The organism is Paenibacillus pini JCM 16418, assembly GCF_000576305.1.
Taxonomy (GTDB): domain Bacteria; phylum Bacillota; class Bacilli; order Paenibacillales; family Paenibacillaceae; genus Paenibacillus_AQ; species Paenibacillus_AQ pini.
Genome location: NZ_BAVZ01000013.1, coordinates 36,066 through 58,304 on the forward strand (window position 1 = coordinate 36,066; position 22,239 = coordinate 58,304).

Annotated in this window: 18 protein-coding genes and 2 pseudogenes; 15 read left to right on the forward strand and 5 right to left on the reverse strand. The window is 42.4% G+C overall.

What is annotated here, in order from left to right:
- Positions 1-172 precede the first annotated feature (172 nt).
- A pseudogene (locus JCM16418_RS27090) lies at positions 173-2,202 on the forward strand (endonuclease MutS2).
- A gap of 45 nt (positions 2,203-2,247) precedes the next feature.
- Here JCM16418_RS27090 and JCM16418_RS16825 read toward each other — a convergent pair.
- On the reverse strand, positions 2,248-2,436 hold the full coding sequence (locus tag JCM16418_RS16825; protein ID WP_036651247.1) for a hypothetical protein: 189 nt from the start codon (positions 2,434-2,436) through the stop codon (positions 2,248-2,250).
- Positions 2,437-2,949: 513 nt separating this feature from the next.
- Between JCM16418_RS16825 and JCM16418_RS16830 the strand changes: the two genes are divergently transcribed.
- Complete coding sequence (locus tag JCM16418_RS16830) at positions 2,950-3,705, forward strand: MerR family transcriptional regulator (protein ID WP_036651250.1); 756 nt, start codon at positions 2,950-2,952, stop codon at positions 3,703-3,705.
- A 79-nt stretch (positions 3,706-3,784) separates the two neighbouring features.
- Here the strand turns inward: JCM16418_RS16830 and msrC are convergent, their stop codons facing one another.
- Positions 3,785-4,276, reverse strand: coding sequence for a free L-methionine (R)-S-oxide reductase MsrC (gene msrC / locus JCM16418_RS16835; RefSeq protein ID WP_036651253.1), 492 nt, complete (start codon positions 4,274-4,276; stop codon positions 3,785-3,787).
- 224 nt (positions 4,277-4,500) lie between these two features.
- On the opposite strand from msrC, the gene JCM16418_RS16840 reads away from it, so the two are divergent.
- The 5 genes from JCM16418_RS16840 to JCM16418_RS16855 all read left to right on the forward strand — a co-directional run bounded on the left by JCM16418_RS16840 (position 4,501) and on the right by JCM16418_RS16855 (position 9,965).
- Positions 4,501-4,806: a hypothetical protein gene (locus JCM16418_RS16840; RefSeq protein WP_036651255.1), complete on the forward strand. Its 306-nt coding sequence runs from the start codon at positions 4,501-4,503 to the stop codon at positions 4,804-4,806.
- A 411-nt stretch (positions 4,807-5,217) separates the two neighbouring features.
- Positions 5,218-6,099: a hypothetical protein gene (locus JCM16418_RS16845; RefSeq protein WP_148298844.1), complete on the forward strand. Its 882-nt coding sequence runs from the start codon at positions 5,218-5,220 to the stop codon at positions 6,097-6,099.
- Positions 6,096-6,236, forward strand: a complete 141-nt coding sequence (locus JCM16418_RS25040; protein ID WP_156327230.1) for a hypothetical protein — start codon at positions 6,096-6,098, stop codon at positions 6,234-6,236. Before JCM16418_RS16845 ends, JCM16418_RS25040 begins: the two co-directional genes overlap by 4 nt.
- Positions 6,237-6,534: 298 nt before the next feature.
- Positions 6,535-7,185, forward strand: coding sequence for a glucosaminidase domain-containing protein (locus JCM16418_RS16850; RefSeq protein ID WP_036651260.1), 651 nt, complete (start codon positions 6,535-6,537; stop codon positions 7,183-7,185).
- Positions 7,186-7,490: 305 nt separating this feature from the next.
- Positions 7,491-9,965 carry a TPM domain-containing protein gene (locus tag JCM16418_RS16855; RefSeq protein WP_036651262.1) on the forward strand — a complete coding sequence of 825 codons (2,475 nt, stop codon included), beginning with the start codon at positions 7,491-7,493 and terminating at the stop codon, positions 9,963-9,965.
- Positions 9,966-10,019: 54 nt separating this feature from the next.
- Here JCM16418_RS16855 and JCM16418_RS16860 read toward each other — a convergent pair whose 3' ends face one another.
- On the reverse strand, positions 10,020-10,802 hold the full coding sequence (locus JCM16418_RS16860; RefSeq protein WP_036651266.1) for an alpha/beta hydrolase: 783 nt from the start codon (positions 10,800-10,802) through the stop codon (positions 10,020-10,022).
- Positions 10,803-11,008: 206 nt separating this feature from the next.
- Here JCM16418_RS16860 and JCM16418_RS16865 point away from each other — a divergent pair, with 206 nt between their 5' ends.
- The 4 genes from JCM16418_RS16865 to JCM16418_RS16880 all read left to right on the forward strand — a co-directional run bounded on the left by JCM16418_RS16865 (position 11,009) and on the right by JCM16418_RS16880 (position 14,596).
- Positions 11,009-11,749, forward strand: coding sequence for a DsbA family protein (locus JCM16418_RS16865; protein WP_036651270.1), 741 nt, complete (start codon positions 11,009-11,011; stop codon positions 11,747-11,749).
- A gap of 15 nt (positions 11,750-11,764) precedes the next feature.
- On the forward strand, positions 11,765-12,208 hold the full coding sequence (locus JCM16418_RS16870) for a disulfide oxidoreductase (protein WP_036651272.1): 444 nt from the start codon (positions 11,765-11,767) through the stop codon (positions 12,206-12,208).
- Between the two features lie 107 nt (positions 12,209-12,315).
- Positions 12,316-12,831, forward strand: a complete 516-nt coding sequence (locus JCM16418_RS16875; RefSeq protein ID WP_242403877.1) for a GNAT family N-acetyltransferase — start codon at positions 12,316-12,318, stop codon at positions 12,829-12,831.
- 244 nt (positions 12,832-13,075) lie between these two features.
- Positions 13,076-14,596 (forward strand): MDR family MFS transporter, encoded by a 1,521-nt coding sequence (locus tag JCM16418_RS16880; RefSeq protein WP_036651275.1) that lies wholly within the window; start codon positions 13,076-13,078, stop codon positions 14,594-14,596.
- A gap of 111 nt (positions 14,597-14,707) precedes the next feature.
- Here JCM16418_RS16880 and JCM16418_RS16885 read toward each other — a convergent pair whose 3' ends face one another.
- Complete coding sequence (locus tag JCM16418_RS16885) at positions 14,708-15,175, reverse strand: MarR family winged helix-turn-helix transcriptional regulator (RefSeq protein WP_036651279.1); 468 nt, start codon at positions 15,173-15,175, stop codon at positions 14,708-14,710.
- Between the two features lie 267 nt (positions 15,176-15,442).
- On the opposite strand from JCM16418_RS16885, the gene JCM16418_RS16890 reads away from it, so the two are divergent.
- The 3 genes and pseudogenes from JCM16418_RS16890 (at position 15,443) to JCM16418_RS16900 (ending at position 18,738) form a co-directional block, all read left to right on the forward strand.
- The gene (locus JCM16418_RS16890) at positions 15,443-16,741 is read left to right on the forward strand and encodes an MFS transporter (RefSeq protein WP_036651384.1); all 1,299 of its coding nucleotides are present in this window, start codon (positions 15,443-15,445) and stop codon (positions 16,739-16,741) included.
- A 16-nt stretch (positions 16,742-16,757) separates the two neighbouring features.
- A pseudogene (locus JCM16418_RS16895) lies at positions 16,758-17,482 on the forward strand (ABC transporter ATP-binding protein).
- Positions 17,479-18,738, forward strand: coding sequence for an ABC transporter permease (locus JCM16418_RS16900; RefSeq protein ID WP_036651282.1), 1,260 nt, complete (start codon positions 17,479-17,481; stop codon positions 18,736-18,738). The pseudogene JCM16418_RS16895 and the gene JCM16418_RS16900 overlap by 4 nt, the downstream one beginning before the upstream one ends.
- A 181-nt stretch (positions 18,739-18,919) precedes the next feature.
- Here the strand turns inward: JCM16418_RS16900 and JCM16418_RS16905 are convergent, their stop codons facing one another.
- A complete protein-coding gene (locus JCM16418_RS16905; RefSeq protein WP_036651285.1) occupies positions 18,920-20,188 on the reverse strand; it encodes a BaiN/RdsA family NAD(P)/FAD-dependent oxidoreductase in 1,269 nt (422 codons plus the stop codon).
- Between the two features lie 348 nt (positions 20,189-20,536).
- Between JCM16418_RS16905 and JCM16418_RS16910 the strand changes: the two genes are divergently transcribed.
- Positions 20,537-22,144: a two-component system sensor histidine kinase NtrB gene (locus JCM16418_RS16910; RefSeq protein WP_242403879.1), complete on the forward strand. Its 1,608-nt coding sequence runs from the start codon at positions 20,537-20,539 to the stop codon at positions 22,142-22,144.
- The last annotated feature ends 95 nt before the right edge of the window (positions 22,145-22,239 follow it).

Consider the following 22,239-nt stretch of genomic DNA (forward strand, 5'->3'; position numbering starts at 1 on the left):
ACCAACGCTTAAGTCTGCAACTGTTTAGACCGTGCTCTTCGCAGCACGGTCTTTTTGCGTATAACAAAGAGCCGAAACAAGCGGATACCCAAAGGTCAAAGAATCGCACGCGTGCGTATTCTTTGACCTTTTTGCGTTTTATTTGATAACTATAGGGAGGTTCAAGAACGACATGGACAATGTAACAATGAGCATGCTGGAATATGATCAAATGAAGGAAAGATTGAGGGAATATGCAGTTTCATATGTTGGACGGAAGCATATTGATGAATTAATACCTGCGAGTAACCTCCGAGCGATTCGCATGTCATTAGACGAGACAGCTGAAGCTAAGGCTCTGCTGGATAAGGGGGCTAGCGTTCCACTGCCTTCACTAGAGGGAATCGACCATATTGCTTCCCTTCTGCATACGGGATATTTATTTGCGGAACAGGACTTCATGGCTGTCCTTATCTTTCTGAATAGCTGTGGGCAGCTACGTAAGTATATGGCATCTAAAAGGGATATTGCTCCCGTTATTAGCTCCTATGCATCTTCCATGCAAGAGACGGATCGGCTCAAGAGCGAAATTGAGCGCTGTATTCGTTTTGGGAGGGTGGATGATCAGGCAAGTAAGAACTTAGAACGTGTGCGTAAGAAAATAGCGGTGACCAAGGAACGTATTCAGAAGAAGATGAGTTCCATTATGTCGAAACACAGTTCTATTTTACAAGAAAATCTAGTGAGTGTACGAGGCGGACGCTATGTCATTCCTGTGAAACGAGAATATCACAAACAGGTCAAAGGGGCGGTACTAGATCAATCCACTAGTGGGCAAACCGTGTACGTGGAGCCTGAGGAAATATCTCAGCTTCAGACGGAACTGGGGATGCTTGAGGGTGATGAGGCAAGAGAGGAAGGATTATACTCAGTGCATTGACAGGACTCCTAGAGGCATCTGCCAATGACGTACAGCTCAATATTGAGATTACAGGGACGTATGATTTTATATTCTCCAAGGCGAAATATAGTCGTTCGATCGATGGACGGTCGGTTGAACTGAATGATAGAGGACGAATACAGCTTCGCGGTGCAAGACATCCGCTCATGTTGAAGACGATGGTTCCATTGCAACTGGACATGGGGACAGGGTATCGCTCCCTGATTATTACGGGGCCAAATACGGGCGGTAAGACCGTAGCTTTAAAGACGCTAGGATTACTGACGCTGATGGTACAGTCCGGTGTGCTGGTACCCGTAGATGAAGGAAGCATGTTCTGCATGTTCACCAAGGTACTAACTGCCATTGGAGACGGTCAAAGTATCGAGCAGTCACTTAGCACCTTCTCGGCTCAGATACGGCGGCTAATTGGCATGGTAGATGCAGCCGATCACTCCACGCTCCTGCTAATCGATGAGCTCGCAGCAGGGACCGACCCAGGGGAAGGAATGTCGCTGTCCATTGCTATTTTGGAGGAGTTAAATCGTAAGGGCGCAATGATGTTGGTGACGACCCATTTTAATGAGTTGAAAAGTTTCGCTGCAAGGACAGATGGGTTTCAGAATGCACGTATGGAATTTGATGTAGAGACACTTGAACCATTGTACCGACTTACCATCGGAGAAGCAGGGCAGAGCTACGCGATAGAAATCGCCAAGAAGCTCGGTATGCTACCTAGAATTGTGAGTCGTTCACAGGAGATTTTACTAGATCATAAGCCATTGATGAGATCAGCCGAAGAGGCTGGGAATCAGGGGACGATTGATGGAAATTGCGGCGTGGAGAGGCGGAATGCGGAGAGAGTACAGCAGACAACGAATAGTAAGCCATTGGGGCTGGCATCGGAATTGGACCCTTCGTCTAAGTATCCTCAGGAGATACCGGCTATGATTTTTAAGAATCGGCCTAAGGATAGCGAGACATCTATTACCGTCCGTAAATTTGAAATTGGAGATGCTGTATATGTCAGTTCTTATGGTCGAAATGGAATTGTCTTTGAACTAGAGGACTCGATGGGAATGGTGGGCGTGATGATCCAGAAGCAGAAGATCAGAGTGAACAAGAAACGACTTCAATTATTTATTGTGAAGGATGAGTTGTATCCGGAAGATTATGATTTCGATATTATTTTTGAAACTAAGGAGGATCGAAAGAAGAGTAAAATGATGAACCGTAAGCATGTAGAGGGATTAAGCATTATTCACAAGCCTAGTGAAGAATAGTTTCCAGTGAGGATAAGTACTAAAGGAGTAAAGGCCACCCCATATTCAATAGGGTGGCCTTTGGTCAGAGAAGACAAGCTTCATCGGAACACCGGTCCAAACTTTGAACCATTCCGGAGATTCGAAACGTAAATATCCTTCCTTCACACCGTAACGGCCACCCTTAATTACATGCTGTCCAAGCACTAGCTTTTTACCATCAGCTTCAAAATCGAATGCCCATGTCCTATCCACTTTTTTATTCTCTTGAAGATAAGCAAAGTATAGCTGTGCATGTTTAAACTTCTCCTCAGAAATATTGAACGACTGCTGAGAAAGCAGATCGCAACCTTCTGAAGGGAGTTACTGCAGAATAAACCGGCTTAAATGTCTTAGAGCCTGAAGTTAGGAAAACATTGGGATTGCTCATATCGGGATTTTGTAGCGGCGAAGAAATGTTGTATCGTAGGGACACTTTATAACTGCAGCTTGAAAGTTCCTAGGATGTATATGCTTAAGGATGTAAGTCTTTGTAGGATCAGCCTGGCCGGCCATCAGCTCGTTCTGTATATAAGACGAATAACTGCACATTTTGGTTCGTTTAATTAAATTTACAAAAACATGGGAAAAAACCTCTGAAATGAGGTTGAATTTTTACAGAGCGGGTAAAAGAGAAATACAAGATACAATAAGTAACATCTATGAGGTTGAGTGTGAATCTTCCTGTATCTTGAGTAAGAAGTTAAGTGCATTAGGAGGTGACCCCGGTTGTCCTATTTGGTTAAAGATTTATCTGGGTTATCCGGTGTCAGTACTCGCACACTGAATTATTATGATGAGATGGGTTTATTAAAACCATCGTACATTGGGGATCACGGTTATCGCTACTATGATGAGGCACAACTACTACGTTTACAACAGATTATGTTTCTTCGGGAACTGAATGTACCCATACCTAAAATCAAGCCTCTAATGGATCAGAATGCTGGACTAGTCTCTTTATTACAGGAGCATCGTAGACAATTGATGATTAGAGCGCAGCAATTATACTCACTAATACAAACGATAGATTCGACAATAGCACATATGGAGGGAAGAATTAAGATGAAGCATGAGGACATGTACCAAGGATTTGATGCGTATAAGCAAGAGGCATATGAACAGGATGTTTTTGCTGGTTACGGTGAGCAAACAGGAGATCAAATTCAGGAAAGTAAAGAAAAAATGCAGCAGTGGACTAAAAATGATTACCTGCAATCGCAGCGTGAAATAGAAGGAATTAATTACGATTTAAAGATCGCGATTAATGCAGGTGAAGACCCTAATAGCCCACATGTGCAGCAAATTATCCGCCGGCATTTTGAATCGATCAAGCGATTCTATACACCTACAGCGGATGTATATACGGGACTCGGCGATTTATATGTAGATCATCCGGATTTCAAAAAAATGTACGATTCATATCATCCTAATTTGGCCGAATATTTACGAGATGGCATGAAAGCTTCGCGGATCGGGAAATGAGATAAACCATGAAAAAGAGGACTTACATGAGTAGCAGTTTCGGATACTCATGTAAGTCCTCTTTTATTAGTCTAAGGATTTACTGTTGGATGTGCAGTTGTTCTGCAAGAATCTCTGCAAATTGTTCTAGAAATTGGCGTTCTTCGCTATCAAACCGGCTTTTGAGTGGACTGTCGATATCAAGTACGCCGAGTAGCCTACCGTCTTTGACAAGAGGAATAACGATCTCACTATTCGATGCAGCATCACATGCAATGTGACCTGGGAAATCATGCACATCATTTACGACTAGAGTCTTACGTTCTGCTGCAGCAGTGCCGCATACTCCGCGATTCATCGGAATCCGGATACATGCTGGCAATCCTTGAAAGGGACCTAGCACTAGTTCTTTGCCATCATACAAATAGAAGCCTGCCCAATTGGTATCATGCATAAAATTTTTAAGCAGAGCTGATGCATTGGCCAAATTGGCAATAAAACTTGGTTCATCTTGAATTAGTGACTTCAGTTGATTGAGTACGGAAGCGAATTGATCACTCCGATTACCTTCATAAGGAAGAGCTTGGAACATCATAACCCGCCTTTCTATTAACCGTTGGTTAATTATAAACGATATTATACCTAATGCTTTGCCGTCAAGAGGAAAATGGGTGAAATAACGTTTTGCTTACATAAGCTATCTTCCTGAGGATGTTACTGTTTCCGCATGGATTAACAAGGGTAAACAAAGGTAACAAAGATTAATCATCACAGACTTTATTATGGACAAGCTTGGACTGGAAAGGAGAGGTGAACATGCGAGCAGATGTGCAGAATTTATTTATCGGCATTCATATGCTTTATCGTGGACATCAAGGTGACTTAACGATTCATGATATGCTACCTGAACTTGAGCAACAAGGATACAAAGTAGGTGAACGAGAGGTGAAGCAGGAACTTGAGCATTTGACAGAGCTTAATTTCCTTACCTCTCATAGCGATGGATACAGTTTGACGGGAACTGGTATCAATGAATTTAAGGAAATACAAACCATGCTTCAGACGTTGGGCGATGAGGTACTCCAATCGGTTCATAAGGTGGAGACTGAGCCGTCAAAGTGATGAATTCATGTGATTCAATCTTCATATGATCCAATCTATGGTCCGGGTGACAGAGTAGCTGTCGACCGGACTTTTTAACATTCTGTTGTCCTTAAAGAAGTGGCGAAGCTTAAAGGATTGTGGGAACATCAAAAAGGGATTGAAACTATTTGTATGCGAAGGAATATGTTGTAGTTCTACCGATGTAAGATGAAATAAAAATGGTATATGTTGACATTTATGCATTACAATTGTAATATGAGAAATGGTAGTGTTGATAACGACAATGGTGAATCTCATACCTGAAATTTCAGATGCCCCAATAGTTTTTGATCGACCGGTATTGCTCATTTTCCCTCCAAAAAATCTCAACTGAAAAGAAGGATTCTGATGATCAAATATTTCAGTAAAAATAGTTATCGGTGGTCTATCTTGGGATCTCTTCTTATCCTAGTGCTAAGTGGGTGTGTTCTTACAAATCCTAAAGCAGAAAAATCTGATGGCTCGAACAATGTCCCAACCATACCCAGCTCAAATGTCCAAGGGGAAGAACAAAAACTGAGAAGTACAGATGAAAGCATCTTCATTTCTAAGAATAATCAAGATTTACCGGGATCTCTTTCAAGCAAAACAACACTGGGGCCTATCCATATTGGAAATACAAAATCAGAAGTGCTAAGAGCACTTGGTAATCCGGATGTACGTAATGATGACGGTCAAACAGGTTATGAGAATTGGATTTATAAGAAACAGGTTTTGACGGTTCAGTTTTATCGGAGTTTACCAGACATGCCGCCGAGCAGTGTCGTGAACATACAAATCGGGGCAGGTTCTGATCTAAAGACCGATACCTTCATTGGAATATCAGACACATTGGTTCAGATTAAGAAGACCTACCCCACATTAAACGCAAACGAAGATTTAACAATGGTTTGGGTTAACGGGGGCACAAAGACTGGTGAGAGCGGTTTTACTCCTACCCTTAGTTTTAAATTAAAAGAGAATACCATCCAAGAAATTAAGTTGTCCAATAAAGGAAATGACCCTGGCCCTATACAGCAAAAGCCTTTGAGCTTAGCCGACCTTGAAGTAGGAGGCATCCAGATTGGAGGGACGATCGATAACGTAGTTAAACAATACGGCCAACCCAGTGAGAAGACCATAGCCCACGGTTTGGGAACACCCTATTGGATATTTAAGAAACAAGGACTCACCATTGACTTCGGCGGACCCATTTGGCATATATTAGTGATGTCACCCTTTAAAGGTAGTACCCGCGTGGGGTTCATATTGGGAGCACATCCGAAGAAGTGAAAAAAGCTTATCCTGATATCACAATAGGCGACACGTATTTCCAGAAATCGACGGATGAGCAGTACATTATCCAAATGGGAATTACCGATAATAAGGTTACTGAAATCCTAATATCACAGGACTTGGCGCTTCAATAAGCATAGTTATTATTAAAAGAGCACTGTTCTCCCAAGCGGAGTACAGTGCTCTTTCATGTTATACATGCGAGGACTGGGGATACCCTTGGGCCAACCGCGCCAGCTGAAGCCTTTACTTATGAATATATGGAAAGCGGAAGGCTAGATTGAATATTTTTAAAGGAGAGGTTGTTTTTTCGCCGTGTGATACCACTGTATATGTAGAAGCAAATAAACTAATTGTTCAACGAAATTGGAGAGTTTCTTGAACAGTTAATTCTCCGTTTATTTCTTACTACAATCCTTGGAGGAATTCAATATGGCATGTGCATCTAATATTAATACTTTCGTCAATTACTCGGTTTCCTATTATACAGGTACGCTTCCACCAAATACGTATACTGTTACTGACTTAGCAAAATGGGTCTCCTATCAAAGTTACCTCAGTCCTTATTACGGTGCTATTCCAGTTTCTCTGATTCTTGGGCAGTGGGGATTTGAGATGGGCTGGAGTGGTTCTGAATTGACGGCTCGTTACAATCCTGGTAACCAAGATTCCGCTTGTGGATATAGCGGGTCGTATATCTCCGGAGTTACTACACCAGGTAAACGACTGCAATTTAGCAATATTAAAGAGGGCGTAACAGCTTACGCTAACTTGCTAATCGCGGGCTATAAGTGTGTTGCAACAGCTTACTCTACTGGTGGTATTGGCACAGGTACGGGGCTGAGCAGAGCGTGTGACGCTCTATCGAAAGGCTATGACAGTGCACAAGCAGAATCTAGTAGCTATTGTTCGTCTAGCTCCTATGCTGAAAATAGTTCGTCTACAAAGCGTATTTGGGCAACAGCTGGATATTCTGGACTATACAGCACCATTTCTAGTACCAACAACACCTGCTTGAATGGGTTTAACTACATTCAATCTACTAATCCAGGCTTGACCGGATTTAGTAATATTGTTTGGTAATAGCTGCAATGTCTAAAAGAGCTGATGTCGGTAGATTGCCGATGTCAGCTTCTTTATTTTTTATTATAAAGCCATTATAACTTCATCTTACGGACGGAATACCCAAGACTCTCCCCATGCAACAAAAGGATGTGAAAGACAAGTGGACCCGAGGCAAGCTTCAAGTTTTCTTAATATATCCTGTTAATCCTTCTCAATTTTAATGCGTAAGGACATTTATATAAGTATACTTGAATAGACTACAAGCTTTGAGTGAATATACTTATTATTCCCTGCAACATTAAAAGGATAGGAGCGTGCAACGTTTGAAAAAATGGTTACTGATCAGTCTCATGCTACTCATGATCGTTGTCCCTCATGCTTATGCGGCAGATATACCAGCACAGTCTGGGCTTGTGTTAGATGAGGCCGGAATGTTTACGAATGAGGAACAGGTGGAGTTGAGTTCACTTGCTGACAAAGGAAATCTTACTTTCCATATCCTTACGATACCTAGTTTAAATGGAGAAGATTCCAAAACCTACGCATCGAATGTTTACCAGAAGTGGCGACTACAGGCGAAGGATGTCCTGTTATTGATTTCATCAGAAGATCGAAGAGTGGAGCTGAATTTCCGTAATCCCACTTTACAGAATCAATTGAATGCATGGGCAGAGCGACAATCGGGTTCAAGTCGAGATGCGATTAAGCAGCTGCTTGACGATCAATTTATACCTTATGCCAAAGCGGGCGATTACGCTGGTGGGAGCACATCTATAATGCAGGCCTTGTATAATATCTCGACAACTGCAGGGACTTCTACGGTGCCAGGGGCAGACAATAGTACAAATACAACGGGTAACGACACTTCTTCCGATACTCCCAGCCATTCAACATCGGAACCAAGTGAAGGTTCTAATATTACGAATAACGCCATGTCATTAAGTGTAGTGCTCTACATATTAGGTGGCATTGTGGTGATTGGTATTGCTGTATATATCGGCATCGGGATGATGAAAAAAAGAAGGCTGGATAAGCTTAGTGTAAGCTTGTCAGAACAATTGGTACAAGCGAATCATGTGCTGGAATCAACTGATTCTTTTAATGGTATCGTGCAAGGACAAACCGGAGAAATGCTTAAGGGTATCATTAGTAGATTATCAAGTTTGTTAGTTCGTATCGCTAAAGCGCAAGAGGATTTGCGGACTGAAGATCTCTCCATTTTACGTATATCGGTACTCAATCAGGCTGTGAGGCGATATGAGCAGGAGCATGATGATATTAAGCAAGCGATTGAGGCTGAACAGCAGCAGATGACAAATTTGCAGGAGGCTGATCGGACCGCTAAGCAAAGTATTATATCTCTTAAAGAAGATCAAGAGTTGATCAGAGAATCCTTGACCACTGCTATGAAGGAAACGAACTTCTCTTTAGATCAACTGACGGTGGATATGGGACAACTAGAAGCGCATATTGTTAAAGCTGATGGGCTTGAACTATTTGATCCCATTGCGGCTCAACAAGAAATAAAGATTGCTGAGGATAAACGGAACCAGACACGTAAGAATGTTCAGGATGTGGCTGTATATGTTCAACATAAGAATGAATATCCGGAGCAGCTTGCCTCTAGTCGAAGTAAAGTTGATCAACTTATTGCCGAACATATGCTTGAGCGAATTAAAGTTACACCTTACGTAACGTTGGATCAATCTCGCGAAGAAATGCAGAAACTTAGCGAGAGACTTCAGCATGGAGATATGGATGAAGTGCGCACACACTGGGAACGTGCCGATTCCATGCTGGCCGATGCTGTAGCGATGACGGAACGACAAGCTCTTCTACGGAAGACGAATCCGGTAGATCTCGATAAAATAAGTCAACGTATAAATGTCTTTAATAACACTCGTTCTGAAGCTAATACGAAGGTGATCGACATTCGGGCTAGATATGAGCATCATCATTGGGGCGATGTGTTTGATCAGCTTGAACATATGGCAGCTAAGGTGCAGCAATCTCAGCAAGAACTACCAACGATATCAGTGTGGAATGATGATGAGCATCAAGAGTTCGACAAGGCAAGAGAAGCTATTGATCGTTTGCAGCAGCAGATGGATGAAGCTGAAACTGTATTGAAGCAGTGCTTGGATACATTTGAAGAGTTGGATCGTTGGTTGCAACGGTTACAGCAACATACGGAAGAACTGCAACGACAATATGCTAATATACAAAATCTTCTTGAGAGAAAAGGGATTTCACTTCGGCAGAACACCCAACTACAGAACGCATTGAACATCATTCCTGCCAAAATATACGGGCTTAAGCAGGCGCTTCAAGTTACGCCTCATGATCTGGATCAATTAGATACGGAATATAAAGCAGTAGAGCAGAATGTAGCTGCGTTTGAACAATCGGCTGAGACCATCATAAGGCAAAAGGAAGAAGCCGAACAGATGATGCTTAGTCTAAACCAGCGAGTGCAGTCTCTACATGGGGGCTATGCTCGTCGACTAAATATGCAGGGGGGATATTCGGCGCAGGCGAGTCAAATTCAAAATTTGCTCATGGCGGGTATGTATCTAGAAGCCCAGCAGCGATTGAGTCAGGCAAATGTTGAAGTTGAACGGGTAGAGCGTGAAATGAGAGAGGCACAGATGCTAGAAGAACAGCAACGTCGACGTGAAGAGGAAGCAAGATTTCAAAATTCTCAAATGAATTCATCCGGTGGATCTTCATGGGGCTCAGGCAGTAGCAACAATAATAGTAACAATAACAATAATTCATCTGGTGGATCAAATTGGTAAAACAAAGCAAGCTCTTGCGGGATATTTATCCTGTGAGAGCTTATTTTGTGGGAATTAAGATTTACGCAGAGGAAGCCAGTTCAGCACATCCTGAATTTTGGCGTCCCAATATGTCCAGTCGTGGCCACCGGGCGACTCGACGTAGGTTAACTGCAGGTTGGTCTCCGCGCATATTTTGCGAAATTCTTGATTGTCCTCATACAGAAAATCTTCAGTTCCGCAGCATTGATAAAGCATTGGTTTAGGTCCATCCGCTTGATCGCACTGCTTTAGTAGCCATAATAGATCCTGATCTGTACCGGTGATATCCTGATCACCAAACACTAAATCATAGCGAAATGGAGTCCGCTTCCAATCTTCTTTAAAGGCAGCATTGGACATGTGAAGCGCACCAGAAAGGCTGGCAGCGGCGATAAAATGTTCAGGTTTGCGTAATGCCAGCTTCATAGCACCATAACCACCCATGGATAATCCTGCAACGAAATTATCTTCTCGTGCATGCGAAAGCGGAAAGAAGGAGCGCGCAATTTGTGGCAGTTCCTCGCTAATAAACGTCCAATATCGGTTGCCATACGCCATGTCGGTATAGAAACTATGATGGGCTTGTGGCATAACGACAGCGATACCTAGTGCAGCGGCATACCGCTCGATAGAAGTACGACGAACCCAACCGCTATCGTCATCGGTCAGACCATGAAGCAGGAATAGCGTTGGGTGGCTTCCGTTAAATGAGGAAGAGTTGAGTCCGATCGAATGACTACGTTCTGGTAAAATAACGGTCATAGACGTATTTAGACCAAGAATTTCTGAATTGAAGCGACATTCAATAAGTGCCATGGAATTCGTTCCTTTCATACTCGATATGGTAGTTTGATACCCTTAGTATAGAACCAAATGTAATGAAAACATATTCTACTTCTTATGGTCAACACGAAAGGGAAATGCTAGAATAATAGTAGTCATAAAAGCACGTTAAATCAGGATGATACAGACTTTATATCTCGTTTTGTCACTTTGTAATAGAGAGGAGATTATTTACATCTATGAAACCGAAAAAGAAACAAGCTAATTCCGTTGCGAGGCGAAAAGAACAGCAAGCAGCGCAAGAAAAACGCATGAAACGAATCATGTGGATTACAGGTGCGAGTATTGTTGTGCTCGTGCTGCTATTTGTGTTCATCAGGCCCCAAGGAGAAAAGACGGCAGAGGATTCAAAAGACATGTTTAATTACAGTACGCTACCTGTTCTCGGCAATCCAGAAGCACCTGTGAAGTTAGTTGAATTCGGAGATTTTAAGTGTCCGACATGTAGGGCTTTTAGTCAGAGTATTTCTCCTGAAATTCAAAAGGATTATATTGATACTGGTAAAGTAGCCATGTACTTTATGAACTTCTTAGTTATTAGTCCAGACGGAGATTCTAATACTGCCGCACTTGCCGCACAGTCTGTGTTCCACCAGAACAAAGATGAATATTGGAAATTTAATAAGGCACTGTATGACAATCAGCAAGATGAGGCAACGGTGTGGGCAACACCGGAGTTCTTAGTTGATCTGGCACGCAAAGAGAATATCAAAGTGGATTATGATCTGTTAAGTAAAGATATCAAAGATAAGACATACCAAAATGAAGTGAACGAGCATGATACTGTTGCAAACAAACTGAACGTGATGAGTACACCTTCATTGTTTATCAATGGCAATAAAGTATCAGATCAAGATATTTTAAATTATGATTCGATTAAATCGACAATTGATAAGGCCTTAGCAGCTCAAAATAAGTAAATAAGGAGTCGTACGATGGAAGATAACCGTTTTGTAGCGTTCATCAGAGTCTACGGTCTTTATCTCGCATGGATTGTGTCTATTGTTGCCGTAGGAGGAAGCTTGTACTTAAGTGATGTTATGCTATATGAGCCCTGTAAACTGTGCTGGTTCCAACGAATATTTATGTATCCGCAGGTCATTCTCTTAGGGATAGCCAGTTACAAAAATGACCGCAAGATCATCCCGTACGCGCTAACGCTTAGCATCATCGGCGGTTGTATTTCGATTTATCATTATGCAGAACAAAAAATACCAGCACTTGCTAAGGCAACTCCGTGTAAGGTCGGAATTCCCTGCAATTTTGATTACTTGAACTGGCTCGGATTTATTACGATTCCTCTATTGGCATTGGTTGCATTCATTCTCATCATTTGTTTTCTTCTGGGTAGTCGTGAGAAGAATGAAATCGAAGCATAATCGATGTACGATTAAAGCATTTCCTATCAGCGATAAGGATTCATTCCTTGTCTTTGGAGGGGATGCTTTTTGTATACTAGGTATCCAATTATGGGGGGGGTGGTTAAGTGCTTTACGTATGTAGGGGATATATTCCTGAGCTGACGGGGAAGCGTCTGCGGCTCCGTATGTTGGAGGCTGGGGATGCAGAGGACATGCTGCGTTGCTGGGCAGATGAAGATGTACGTAAATTCGCTGATTTACCGAGTATGCCGGATCAGAAGAGTGCTGTAGAAATGATTAATGTATTGAATCATTTTGCAGAAACGGATGATGGAATTCGATGGGGCATCATGAATGAGAGTGGTCGTATAATTGGGAGCTGTGGATTCAACTGGTGGCAACTTGAAGGTGCATATCGTGGTGAAATAAGCTGTGAGCTGTCTAGAGATTATTGGGGTCATGGATATATGCATGAGGCGCTTGGCTTATTGATTGATTTTGGATTTCACGTGATGGGCTTGAACCGGATCGAGGCGTTAACCCATCCTGAGAATACGAAGGCTAATCGATTATTTCAATCGCTTGGATTTCAAGATGAAGCTGTTTACGCGCTTATCGCCATACAGATCAAGGCTTTGTAAATGCAAATATGTACTCTCTACTTCGTGATGAATGGGACTCTGTTAACCTGTAAAGGCAAGACAAAAATTGATGGTCATTTCTTCCACTCGCAACAGCGAGGTATGCTATAATCCTTATATCAGAACTTAGATATCCGCCCCCGTTTGAGGAGCTGTCTACTTATTGTAGGCATCTACTCTTCAAATGAAGTGGATGTGTTTCGTTATAAGGTACTTATTCACGTCATAGAAAGGAATTTACATCGTGACTACTACAGCCTCATCCACTAATCGTAATTTGATTCTGGTGGCCATTCTTCTATCCACGTTTATGGCTGCGATTGAAGGAACGGTTACAGGTCCGGCAGGCCCAGCAATTATAGGCAGCTTTGGCGGTATGAAGCTGCTCAGCTGGATCTTTACATCCTATTTACTTACCATGGCCGTCTCCACACCGATTTTCGGTAAAGTGAGTGATCTTTATGGTCGTAAAATTGTGTTTCAGATTGGATCTTTATTATTCGTGGTCGGTTCGCTTCTGTGCGGACTATCGCAGAACATGGGTCAACTGATTGCCTTCCGTGCGATACAGGGCATCGGAGCAGGTGCAGTTATTCCAGTAACCTTCACCATTATTGGTGACGTTTACAAAATTCAGGAACGTGCCAAAATTCAAGGTTTGATCAGCTCGGTATGGGGAATATCCTCCCTTATCGGTCCATTGCTTGGTGGATATTTTGTTGATTATTTGAATTGGCGCTGGATTTTCATTTTTAATATTCCATTTGGGATTGTCTCAATGTGGTTCATTGCCCGTCACTTCAAAGAGAACCGTGTACGTCAGGAGACGCATATTGATGTGGCAGGAGCGACCACCTTTACAATTGGTATGACGGCTTTACTGTTCGCACTGGCGACGGGTGGCCAATATTTCAGCTGGTCATCCTTGTTCATTATTTCCTGTATGATCATCGCCGTAATGTTCCTTATTTCTTTCTTGATTATTGAAACACGAGCGAAGGAACCGATGCTTCCACTCAAATTGTTCCGTATCCGTGATATTGCCATTTCAACGGTAGCAGGACTGCTGACTAGTGCACTCCTGATTGGGCTCACTAGTTATATGCCACTGTGGGTGCAGGGAGTTATGGGTAAAAATGCGACCATGTCCGGTTTAACCATGGCGCCTATGTCCATTGGATGGTTAGTCGGTTCTGTCGCAGGTAGCCGTCTAATCCTGTCAGCAGGCTCAAGAAAGACGACGGTGATCGGACTCGCGGGGATTATGATCGGTGCGCTCGGGCTTGCGTTTATAACGAGCAGCACACCTCATTATGTAGTTCTTATTTTTACTTTTATTTATGGCCTTGGTTTCGGGTATTCTACTACCGTCTTTACGATCATCGCACAGTCTTCTGTTGGATATAGTCTGCGCGGAGCGTCGACAGCGCTGAGCACATTCGTCCGCTCTCTAGGTCAGACAATTGGTGTGGCCGTATTCGGTTCATGGATCAACCTTAGTATTGCTAGCCAGATTAAAGACAAATCAGAACTTAAGAATGTGGGTCAGGATGCGGTGAATGAATTGTTAACTCCTGAAGCAAGTACACATATGTCTAAAGATATTTTTGGACAGCTTAGACATATTCTCGAGGGAAGTCTTCATTCGTTATATGTGATTATGGCGATCATTGCTGTTATCAGTTTGTTCGTCGTACTTGGACTTCGGAACACACCACCTTCTGCTGAGGGTGAAGAAGAGCAAGAACAAGCTGCATCTCATTAAATATTAGGGATTTCACTTAATTCCCATATCATTTGCGTATGCATTTTTTAGAATAGACAAAAAGGACTTCATGAGATTCTATGGAGTCCTTTTTGTATTCTGGTGGTACTCTTATTTACGCATCGATGGAGATAAGCGCTCAGCCTGAAGTCCTAGCTTTTTAAGAAGATCGATCAATTGATCCTTCTCCTTGTCCTCTAAGCCGCTGAATGCATGATGAATTCGTTCCGTATATTTCGGATATAGAGTATTCATGAGCTCTTCACCAGCCGGTGTGAGTTCAGCATAAATGACTCGTCGATCATGTGGGCAAGGTCTCCGGTGGATATACCCGCGCTCCTCCAGCTTATCTATGACGTAAGTGACATTGCCGCTCTGTAACAATAACTTGGAGCCGATCTGTTGGATAGGTTGTGTGCCTTTATAGTAAAGCACCTCGAGCACAGCAAATGCTGTTGGATTGAAACCTTCCATTTTACTTCCCATAAAGGCATGCTCACTTACACTTTTAAAACTCTTAGCGAACACCCTGTACAGGTGCAGAGACAACTGCGCTTCGCATTCCTTAGTTTGAATCATTTGGATTTCCTCCCTTACATCATTTTACGTGCATCCTCGGCTCGGGCTATCTGTAACCTAATCTTAAGCGAAAGAAATTTAAATAAACATGTGATTTGTCACAATCAACAGACTTTTAATATTTAAAATTTGGAATGGATATCATCCTCTAGTGCATCTCCCAATCGGCCTGTGGACCGATGGAAAGAAGACTTATGTTGTTTACAGTTAATGACATAAGAATTCTATGTTATATGGGAGAGTGGAAAGTTAATGTACGAGGCGGAGATGAGTGCCAGGAATTTAAAGAATAACCGACCGTTTATAATGCTTATGGGGGCACAATTGGTATCGAATCTGGGGGATTGGCTACATGTGTTGGCATTACTGACATTAGTGGGATTGAAATGGCATGCAACGCCATGGGAAATAACTACGATAACCTTATGTATGGCATTGCCCATTCTAATTGGTGGACCCTTTGCTGGCTATTTAAGCGACCGTATGAATCGTAAGAATTTAATGATTATTTCTGATTTAACTCGTGTGGTTATTGTCTCAGGATTGCTATTTTCAGATCATTTATGGCAGGTATATGTTATTCTCCTGTTGAAAGGTTTAATGGACACGTTATTCTCACCAGCAAAAAGCGGGAAAATAAAAGAAGTGGTACCTACAGCAGATATGGGCAAAGCCGTTGCGATCAGTTCAGGGATTGAACAGATTACGAAAATTGCAGGACCGGCAGTCGGCGGATTACTCGTTGCTCTTATTGGCATCAAAGGTTGCTTTATCGTCGATGCTGCATCTTTTCTATTGTCTGCAATCCTTCTGATCGGCGTTCCGAAATATAGTATCTTGCCTAAGTTGGAGGAAGTACAAGGTGCGCATGTGGAAACGGATAGCCCAGGGAAAGAATCCTTTTGGAAAGAGATGGGGGCAGGTATTGCGCTGCTTTCGAGGATGCCACTACTTGGGGCGGGACTAATCATGCTTGTTATTTTAATGCTCATTCTTACAGTTGCAGATTCACAGACGATTACTCTATTCCGGGAGATCCCCGGCATGAATGAACAATTTCTAGGATATTGTATGGCGGCATCTGGAGCAGGAATGCTGATATCCGCTGTAATATCGGGTAAACTTGGTGGGAAAATGCTCACTAAAATGGGTATAGGTGCATCATTTATGGGCTTGGTATATGTATTAGCAGCAGTATCCGTCACGGTAGGATTTCAAGGTGTAACCTTGTATATGGTGCTGATTTCCGCTTTTTTTGCTGCAGGATTTGGAGCAGGCATTACCGCTATACCTTATCAAACGATGCTTCAGGAACGAACACCAGTCCATCTGACAGGACGTGTCTTTGGAGCGGTTAATAGCTTTAGCAGTAGTGCGGTTATTATTGGACCGTTATTTGGAGGTATATTAGTTACTGCCTATGGCCCTATAACTGCATTCGAGATTTCAGGAGGCATTATGATTATCTTCGCTCTGATTCTACTGGCAACGAAGCATTATATTGAGCGGGCAGATGAGCATTCTCTAAGCGGCATAAGCTTGGAGACAAACTCAAATATGTCTTAAGAAAGGTGAGCTTTGCATGATGAATACACAGCAGGGATCTGTGCTTGATGTTTCTATTGAAGAAGCTGGATATGAATTAGGTCATCCTCGAATCTGGGATATTTCCTTTCAGGTTGCCTCAGGGGAATTGGTAGGAATTATTGGACCTAACGGAGCTGGTAAAAGTACAACGATCAAAACACTGCTAGGGCTGACGAAGTACGCCCAAGCTTCTGTTTCAATTGGAGGACGCTCTATTGAAGGCACTTATGCTTATGTACCGGAACAGCCCATATACTATGAGGATTTAACGCTTTGGGAACATCTAGATCTAGCGGCCGCTGCTAATGAAATAGCGTATGAAGAGTTTGTCTCAGAAGCCGAGAAACTACTGATACGTTTTGGCATGAGTGAGGTAAGGCATTTACTACCATCTGGATTCTCCAAGGGGATGAAGCAGAAGATGATGCTTATGCTTGGATTCCTTGCTAAGCCTGATGTGTATATTGTGGATGAACCCTTTATGGGACTCGATCCGAGAGCAACAAGAGATTTTTTGAATTTACTAGATGACGAGAGAAAACGAGGAGCCGGTGTGTTAATGTCTCCACACATGTGCTGGATACAGCAGAGAGAATATGTGATACATTCGTACTGATTTCAGAAGGAAGAATGGCTGCGAAGGGAACACTAGCAGATGTTCGCGAACAAGCAGACATGCCAGAAGCATCCCTTTTTGACTGTTTTGATAAGTTAACATGAAGCAGGAGACATATACATTTCATAGTCCCGCTAAGGTGTTTTGGCATAGGTTCCGAAAACATATTCATGATGTAACGGGCATGTTTAACTCTGTGGTCGATGACTGGAGAGTATGGCTGTACATCCTCATTCCTGCTGCTATGATTGGAGGACGCTTTTATTATAGTTGGTGGCATGAGGTGCCTGAGTGGAGTTTAGCGCTTCCGTTTGTGGTTTTCTCTTCTCTAATCGCGTTACTCATTTGGGCGAGTGGAAGTATTATAACGCTTTTGCATGAAGGAGACGTACTCTTTATGCTGCAAAGGAAGCGCTGGATTCAGGGCATATTGTTAGGTGGTAGCTTATACAGCATGTTCACCCTGATCATAAAAGTGTGCTTGTACATAGTCATCATCCTTCCGTTTCTGGTTCAGCGCTTTGAAATGGATACCCAATCTGTTCTATGCTTTTTGTTATTTTCAATTACCTTTGCTTGGGTTGTGAGCTGGCTAAAGCATCTGGTTCGGATTCGCAGTAAAGGATGGCGTAGATATTTGTGGAGCATTCCTTTTATATGGCTTCCTATTACGATATATGTGCGTTTATCTTCAATATGGTATAAAGATTCCGTGATATTAGTAGAGTCGGCAATGATTATGGCCTTACTGAGTGGTATCCTGTTGCTCATCCGACTTCGCATGAAGGGTACGCTTATAAGTGATATTCAAGAGGATCTGGTTCAACGTACGGTACTGACCAATTTGGTTCTAAGTCAAGTGATGGATAAACCTCGCTCGACTCGGTCCAAGCCGATTCTGATGCGCCGTTCGCAGTCAATATTCCGCTCAAGGAAGCCAATGAAAAGACTCGCGGATGCTGCAATTAAATCGCTTCTGCGTCAGACCAATCAGGTACTCCTATACCTTCAGTTTATGATGATATGTGTGGTTACCCTGATTGCGGTGCCGTCAACGATACAATGGGCAGTACTCCTAGCAATGACCGCTTTACTCACATACTCATTGTTTCTACACTGGCTTCGTTTTATAGACAATGAATTTGTATCCATGCTACCTTGGTCTGATGATGAAACGCCGCATGCAGGTGTATATACGGTGCGAGCATTACTCTTACCGTTTGCCTTTATCGGTTCTATTACCTGGTTATGTTCTTTATTTCCAATCTGGCTTGGTATATTATTATCTATCCCTTGCGCAGTAGTATTGACTTGGCTAGGGGTATATTTGTTAAGGACGATGATGCTAAGAAGAAACTAAGCTTCTATTCAATAATAATGACATGAAATCATAAAAATTTAATATCTTTATTTTGAAAAAAAGCAGCATGTGTATGGGAATTTTATCATCCCTTCCATGCTGCTTCTTCAATATTTTACCATAATACAGAATTAAATCATTCTACAATACATGACTTAATTCGACGTAGTGAGGTACACCTTTATTTTCCATTTATTTCTGCAGCATGTTTCCCGGCGGTATAACCTGTTGAAAAAGCAGCGGTAATGTTGTATCCTCCAGTATAACCATGAATATCAAGTACCTCACCGCAAAAGAACAACCCCGGCATGAGCTTCGATTCCATACTTTTAGGATGAATCTCTTTGAGATGTACTCCACCACCTGTAACAAAAGCTTCAGCTAGTGATCTTGTTCCTACGACATGGAAACTAAATCTCTTCAATTGTTCCAACAATGTGATCCACGCTTGCTTGGGTAGATGGGCGAAAGTTGCATCACCGTCAAGCTCTGCACGGCTGAGAAGAAGTGGAATCATCCGTTCAGGAAGGGTACCCTTCAGTACATTGCGAATTGCCTTTTTGGGCTCCGCTGCCAGTTTTTCCTTCAATAATGCATCGAGTGCATTTGAAGTTAATTCAGGAAACAGATCAATCGCCATTTCGGCTTTTTTCGTATCGAACTTACGAGTAACCTGGCGTATGAACTGGCTGCAACGCAGAGCAATTGGCCCTGATATTCCAAAATGGGTGAAGATCATGTCACCGCGATGAGCAATCATTTTCTTTCCCTTGGGAGTCCATACAGATAGTTCAACATCACGTAGTGACAATCCTTGAAGCTCTTTCGACATGATAAAGCTCTCTTGCGACACGATCGGAACTTCTGTCGGATACAGCTCAGTAATGGTATGACCAGCACTTTCAGCCCACGGATAACCATCACCAGTAGATCCCGTATTGGGGACCGATTTGCCCCCAGTAGCTACTATGACCGCACCAGCCATATATTTTTCGCCAGAAATAAGGCGTACACCAGCAGCTCGTCCATTGATATAGAGTATCTCGGCAACAGGACTGTTCTTACGGATCTCCACGCCGAGCCTTTGAATTTCCTGAACCAGCGCACTGACCACACTTGCAGCTTTATCGGAAACTGGGAACATTCTTCCGTTATCTTCTTCCTTAAGCGCAATACCTAAACCTTCAAAGAACGACATAATATCTCTATTATTAAAATGTTGGAATGCACTGTATAGAAAGCGGCCATTACCAGGAATATGGGCGATAAGTTCCTCAGCTTCCTTTGCATTTGTCACATTACATCTGCCACCTCCGGAAATGCCTAGTTTACGACCTAGTTTATCTCCTTTATCCAATAGAAGTACGGAAGCCCCGCGCTGAGCAGCCGCTACGCTGGCCATTAGACCGGCAGAACCTCCACCTACGACGATTACATCGACTTTATTCACGTTTTTATTCTCCTTTTGTTGTCATGCCCAATATAGCTATAATCGAACTCATGTTTCGTTTTTCCTTTTTTAGGATATATCAGGGTATATTGTAATATAGTGTTGGCTGTGATTTAATCAAAATGAATATTATATTTTTATTTTTACAAACTTCTATTCTAATGAATGAATTAAAAGAATTTGGGCTGTCCTTCTTATATTTTATATGATACAACGCTGCCCGGTCAGTGGAAGGAGGGATTTGCAATCATTTATACACTGAAAAATATTATAACACAGGTGCTAATAGCCGGATCATTCGCAATTCTCTTTCCGCTTGCGCTGGAGAAATATGTTCGAGCGTGTAGGATGAAGAATAAACTGACTTCAAATGGCTTCGAATTCATTATTATTATGACCAGCGCACTGAGTATTGTTCTCTGTTCTTTGTTCTCTTCCTCATTATTTGGAATCATACCACTTAATCTTGGCATTTTGCCGTTATTTATCGCGATACTCTATGGCGGATATAAGAGCGGTCTTCCGTTAGCGGCGCTTTATATTGTTCTCGATTTTATCTTTAGTGAAACATGGACATTGCCTGGATTCGTACTTCACACAGGTGTACTCATATATCCACTTCTACTATGGATGTCTCCACGGTTTCAACAAGGCCCCCTCACCGAGAAAATCAACAAGCTTTGGATGTGTCTATTACCTGCAATACTATTGATCATTGCGTCACCCTTGATCGAGAATCCTCAACTACATATCGTTAACTCTATACCTATTCTGATCGTCCTTTTTTACATGTTGCTCACGGTATTCACAGGCGGTATGCTCATATACGTTATTGAATATGCCATGGAGAAGCTGCTGCTCAAGGAACAAGTTATGGGAATTTCTGAGAAGTTTCTAAGAGAAGAAGAAAAGCTCCAACAAGTGATGGACGCGGCACCACTCTCCATTGTGTCCGTTGACCACCAAGGCAAGATTACAAGTGTGAATGAAATGATGATGAATTTATTTAGAGGCAAACGGCCTCTCCTGACCAAATCCGATGTTCTTGGACATCCCGTAAACATGTTTATAGATATGATGGAACAGGAATATATGAATTACCGAATCGCACAGGCTCTGGGCGGTATCCGGATGGATAATGAGGTCATCCGAATTAGCTCACATATGTTTTATACTAGTACGTCACCGCTTACGAACAACCATACGGGTGAAATTGTGGGTGCCGTGCTAGTCATTCAAGATATCACAGAGCTGGAGAAGCTTCGCAGCGAGTTAGGAAATGTAGAGCGTCTTAGCCTAGTGGGGCAAATGGCTGCGAGCATTACGCATGAAATTCGTAACCCGATGGCCGTAGTCAGAGGATTCCTTCAATTGATGAAGGAGAAGAGTCCAGAATCGCTAGACCACTATTATCGGATTGTGATGGAAGAATTGGATCGTGCAAATGGAATTATTAATGACTTTCTCTCCCTTGCACAGAACCGGATCTCAGAGAAGCAATTATGGCAACTGGATCATATTATTCATGATTTAAGTCCACTACTGTGGGCTGATGCGAATCTACGTGGGCAAACCATTGAACTTATTCTAGATGCACAAATTCCTGCGCTTGAGCTAAATGCCAAAGAGATCAAGCAGCTACTTCTAAATTTATGCCGTAATGGCATGGAGGCTATGGAGGATAAGGGTCAACTTACGATCGAAACTCGTATAGACAAGCAGTATGTGGAAATGATTATTAAAGATACGGGTCCTGGAATTTCTAAGAGCAAGCAGGAAAAGCTGTTTGAGCCCTTTTTTACAACTAAGGTGAAAGGGACTGGACTAGGTCTAGCCTTATGCTTAAGCATTGTTGAACGTCATAATGGTAAAATTAGTGTCGAATCGGAGGAAGGCGAGGGAACTGCATTTATAGTTAAATTCCCGCTCAATCGTTCCGTTCAATCGGTGAGTTAAACATATCCACTTTCGAGCCTATCCCTTGCTTTCATATCATAGGAATGTATAATATTATTAACAGCAATGGTTGTTTTGCAATAATATAAATCACA

Excerpts from the sequence above, each read along its gene's own strand:
- msrC (WP_036651253.1), bottom strand. The coding sequence starts at position 4,276 with ATGTTCCAAGCTCTTCCTTATGAAGGTAATCGGAGTGATCAATTCGCT.
- JCM16418_RS16840 (WP_036651255.1), top strand. The coding sequence starts at position 4,501 with ATGCGAGCAGATGTGCAGAATTTATTTATCGGCATTCATATGCTTTAT.
- JCM16418_RS16850 (WP_036651260.1), top strand. The coding sequence starts at position 6,535 with ATGGCATGTGCATCTAATATTAATACTTTCGTCAATTACTCGGTTTCC.
- JCM16418_RS16860 (WP_036651266.1), bottom strand. The coding sequence starts at position 10,802 with ATGGCACTTATTGAATGTCGCTTCAATTCAGAAATTCTTGGTCTAAAT.
- JCM16418_RS16865 (WP_036651270.1), top strand. The coding sequence starts at position 11,009 with ATGAAACCGAAAAAGAAACAAGCTAATTCCGTTGCGAGGCGAAAAGAA.
- JCM16418_RS16870 (WP_036651272.1), top strand. The coding sequence starts at position 11,765 with ATGGAAGATAACCGTTTTGTAGCGTTCATCAGAGTCTACGGTCTTTAT.
- JCM16418_RS16885 (WP_036651279.1), bottom strand. The coding sequence starts at position 15,175 with ATGATTCAAACTAAGGAATGCGAAGCGCAGTTGTCTCTGCACCTGTAC.
- JCM16418_RS16890 (WP_036651384.1), top strand. The coding sequence starts at position 15,443 with ATGAGTGCCAGGAATTTAAAGAATAACCGACCGTTTATAATGCTTATG.
- JCM16418_RS16900 (WP_036651282.1), top strand. The coding sequence starts at position 17,479 with ATGAAGCAGGAGACATATACATTTCATAGTCCCGCTAAGGTGTTTTGG.
- JCM16418_RS16910 (WP_242403879.1), top strand. The coding sequence starts at position 20,537 with ATGAAGAATAAACTGACTTCAAATGGCTTCGAATTCATTATTATTATG.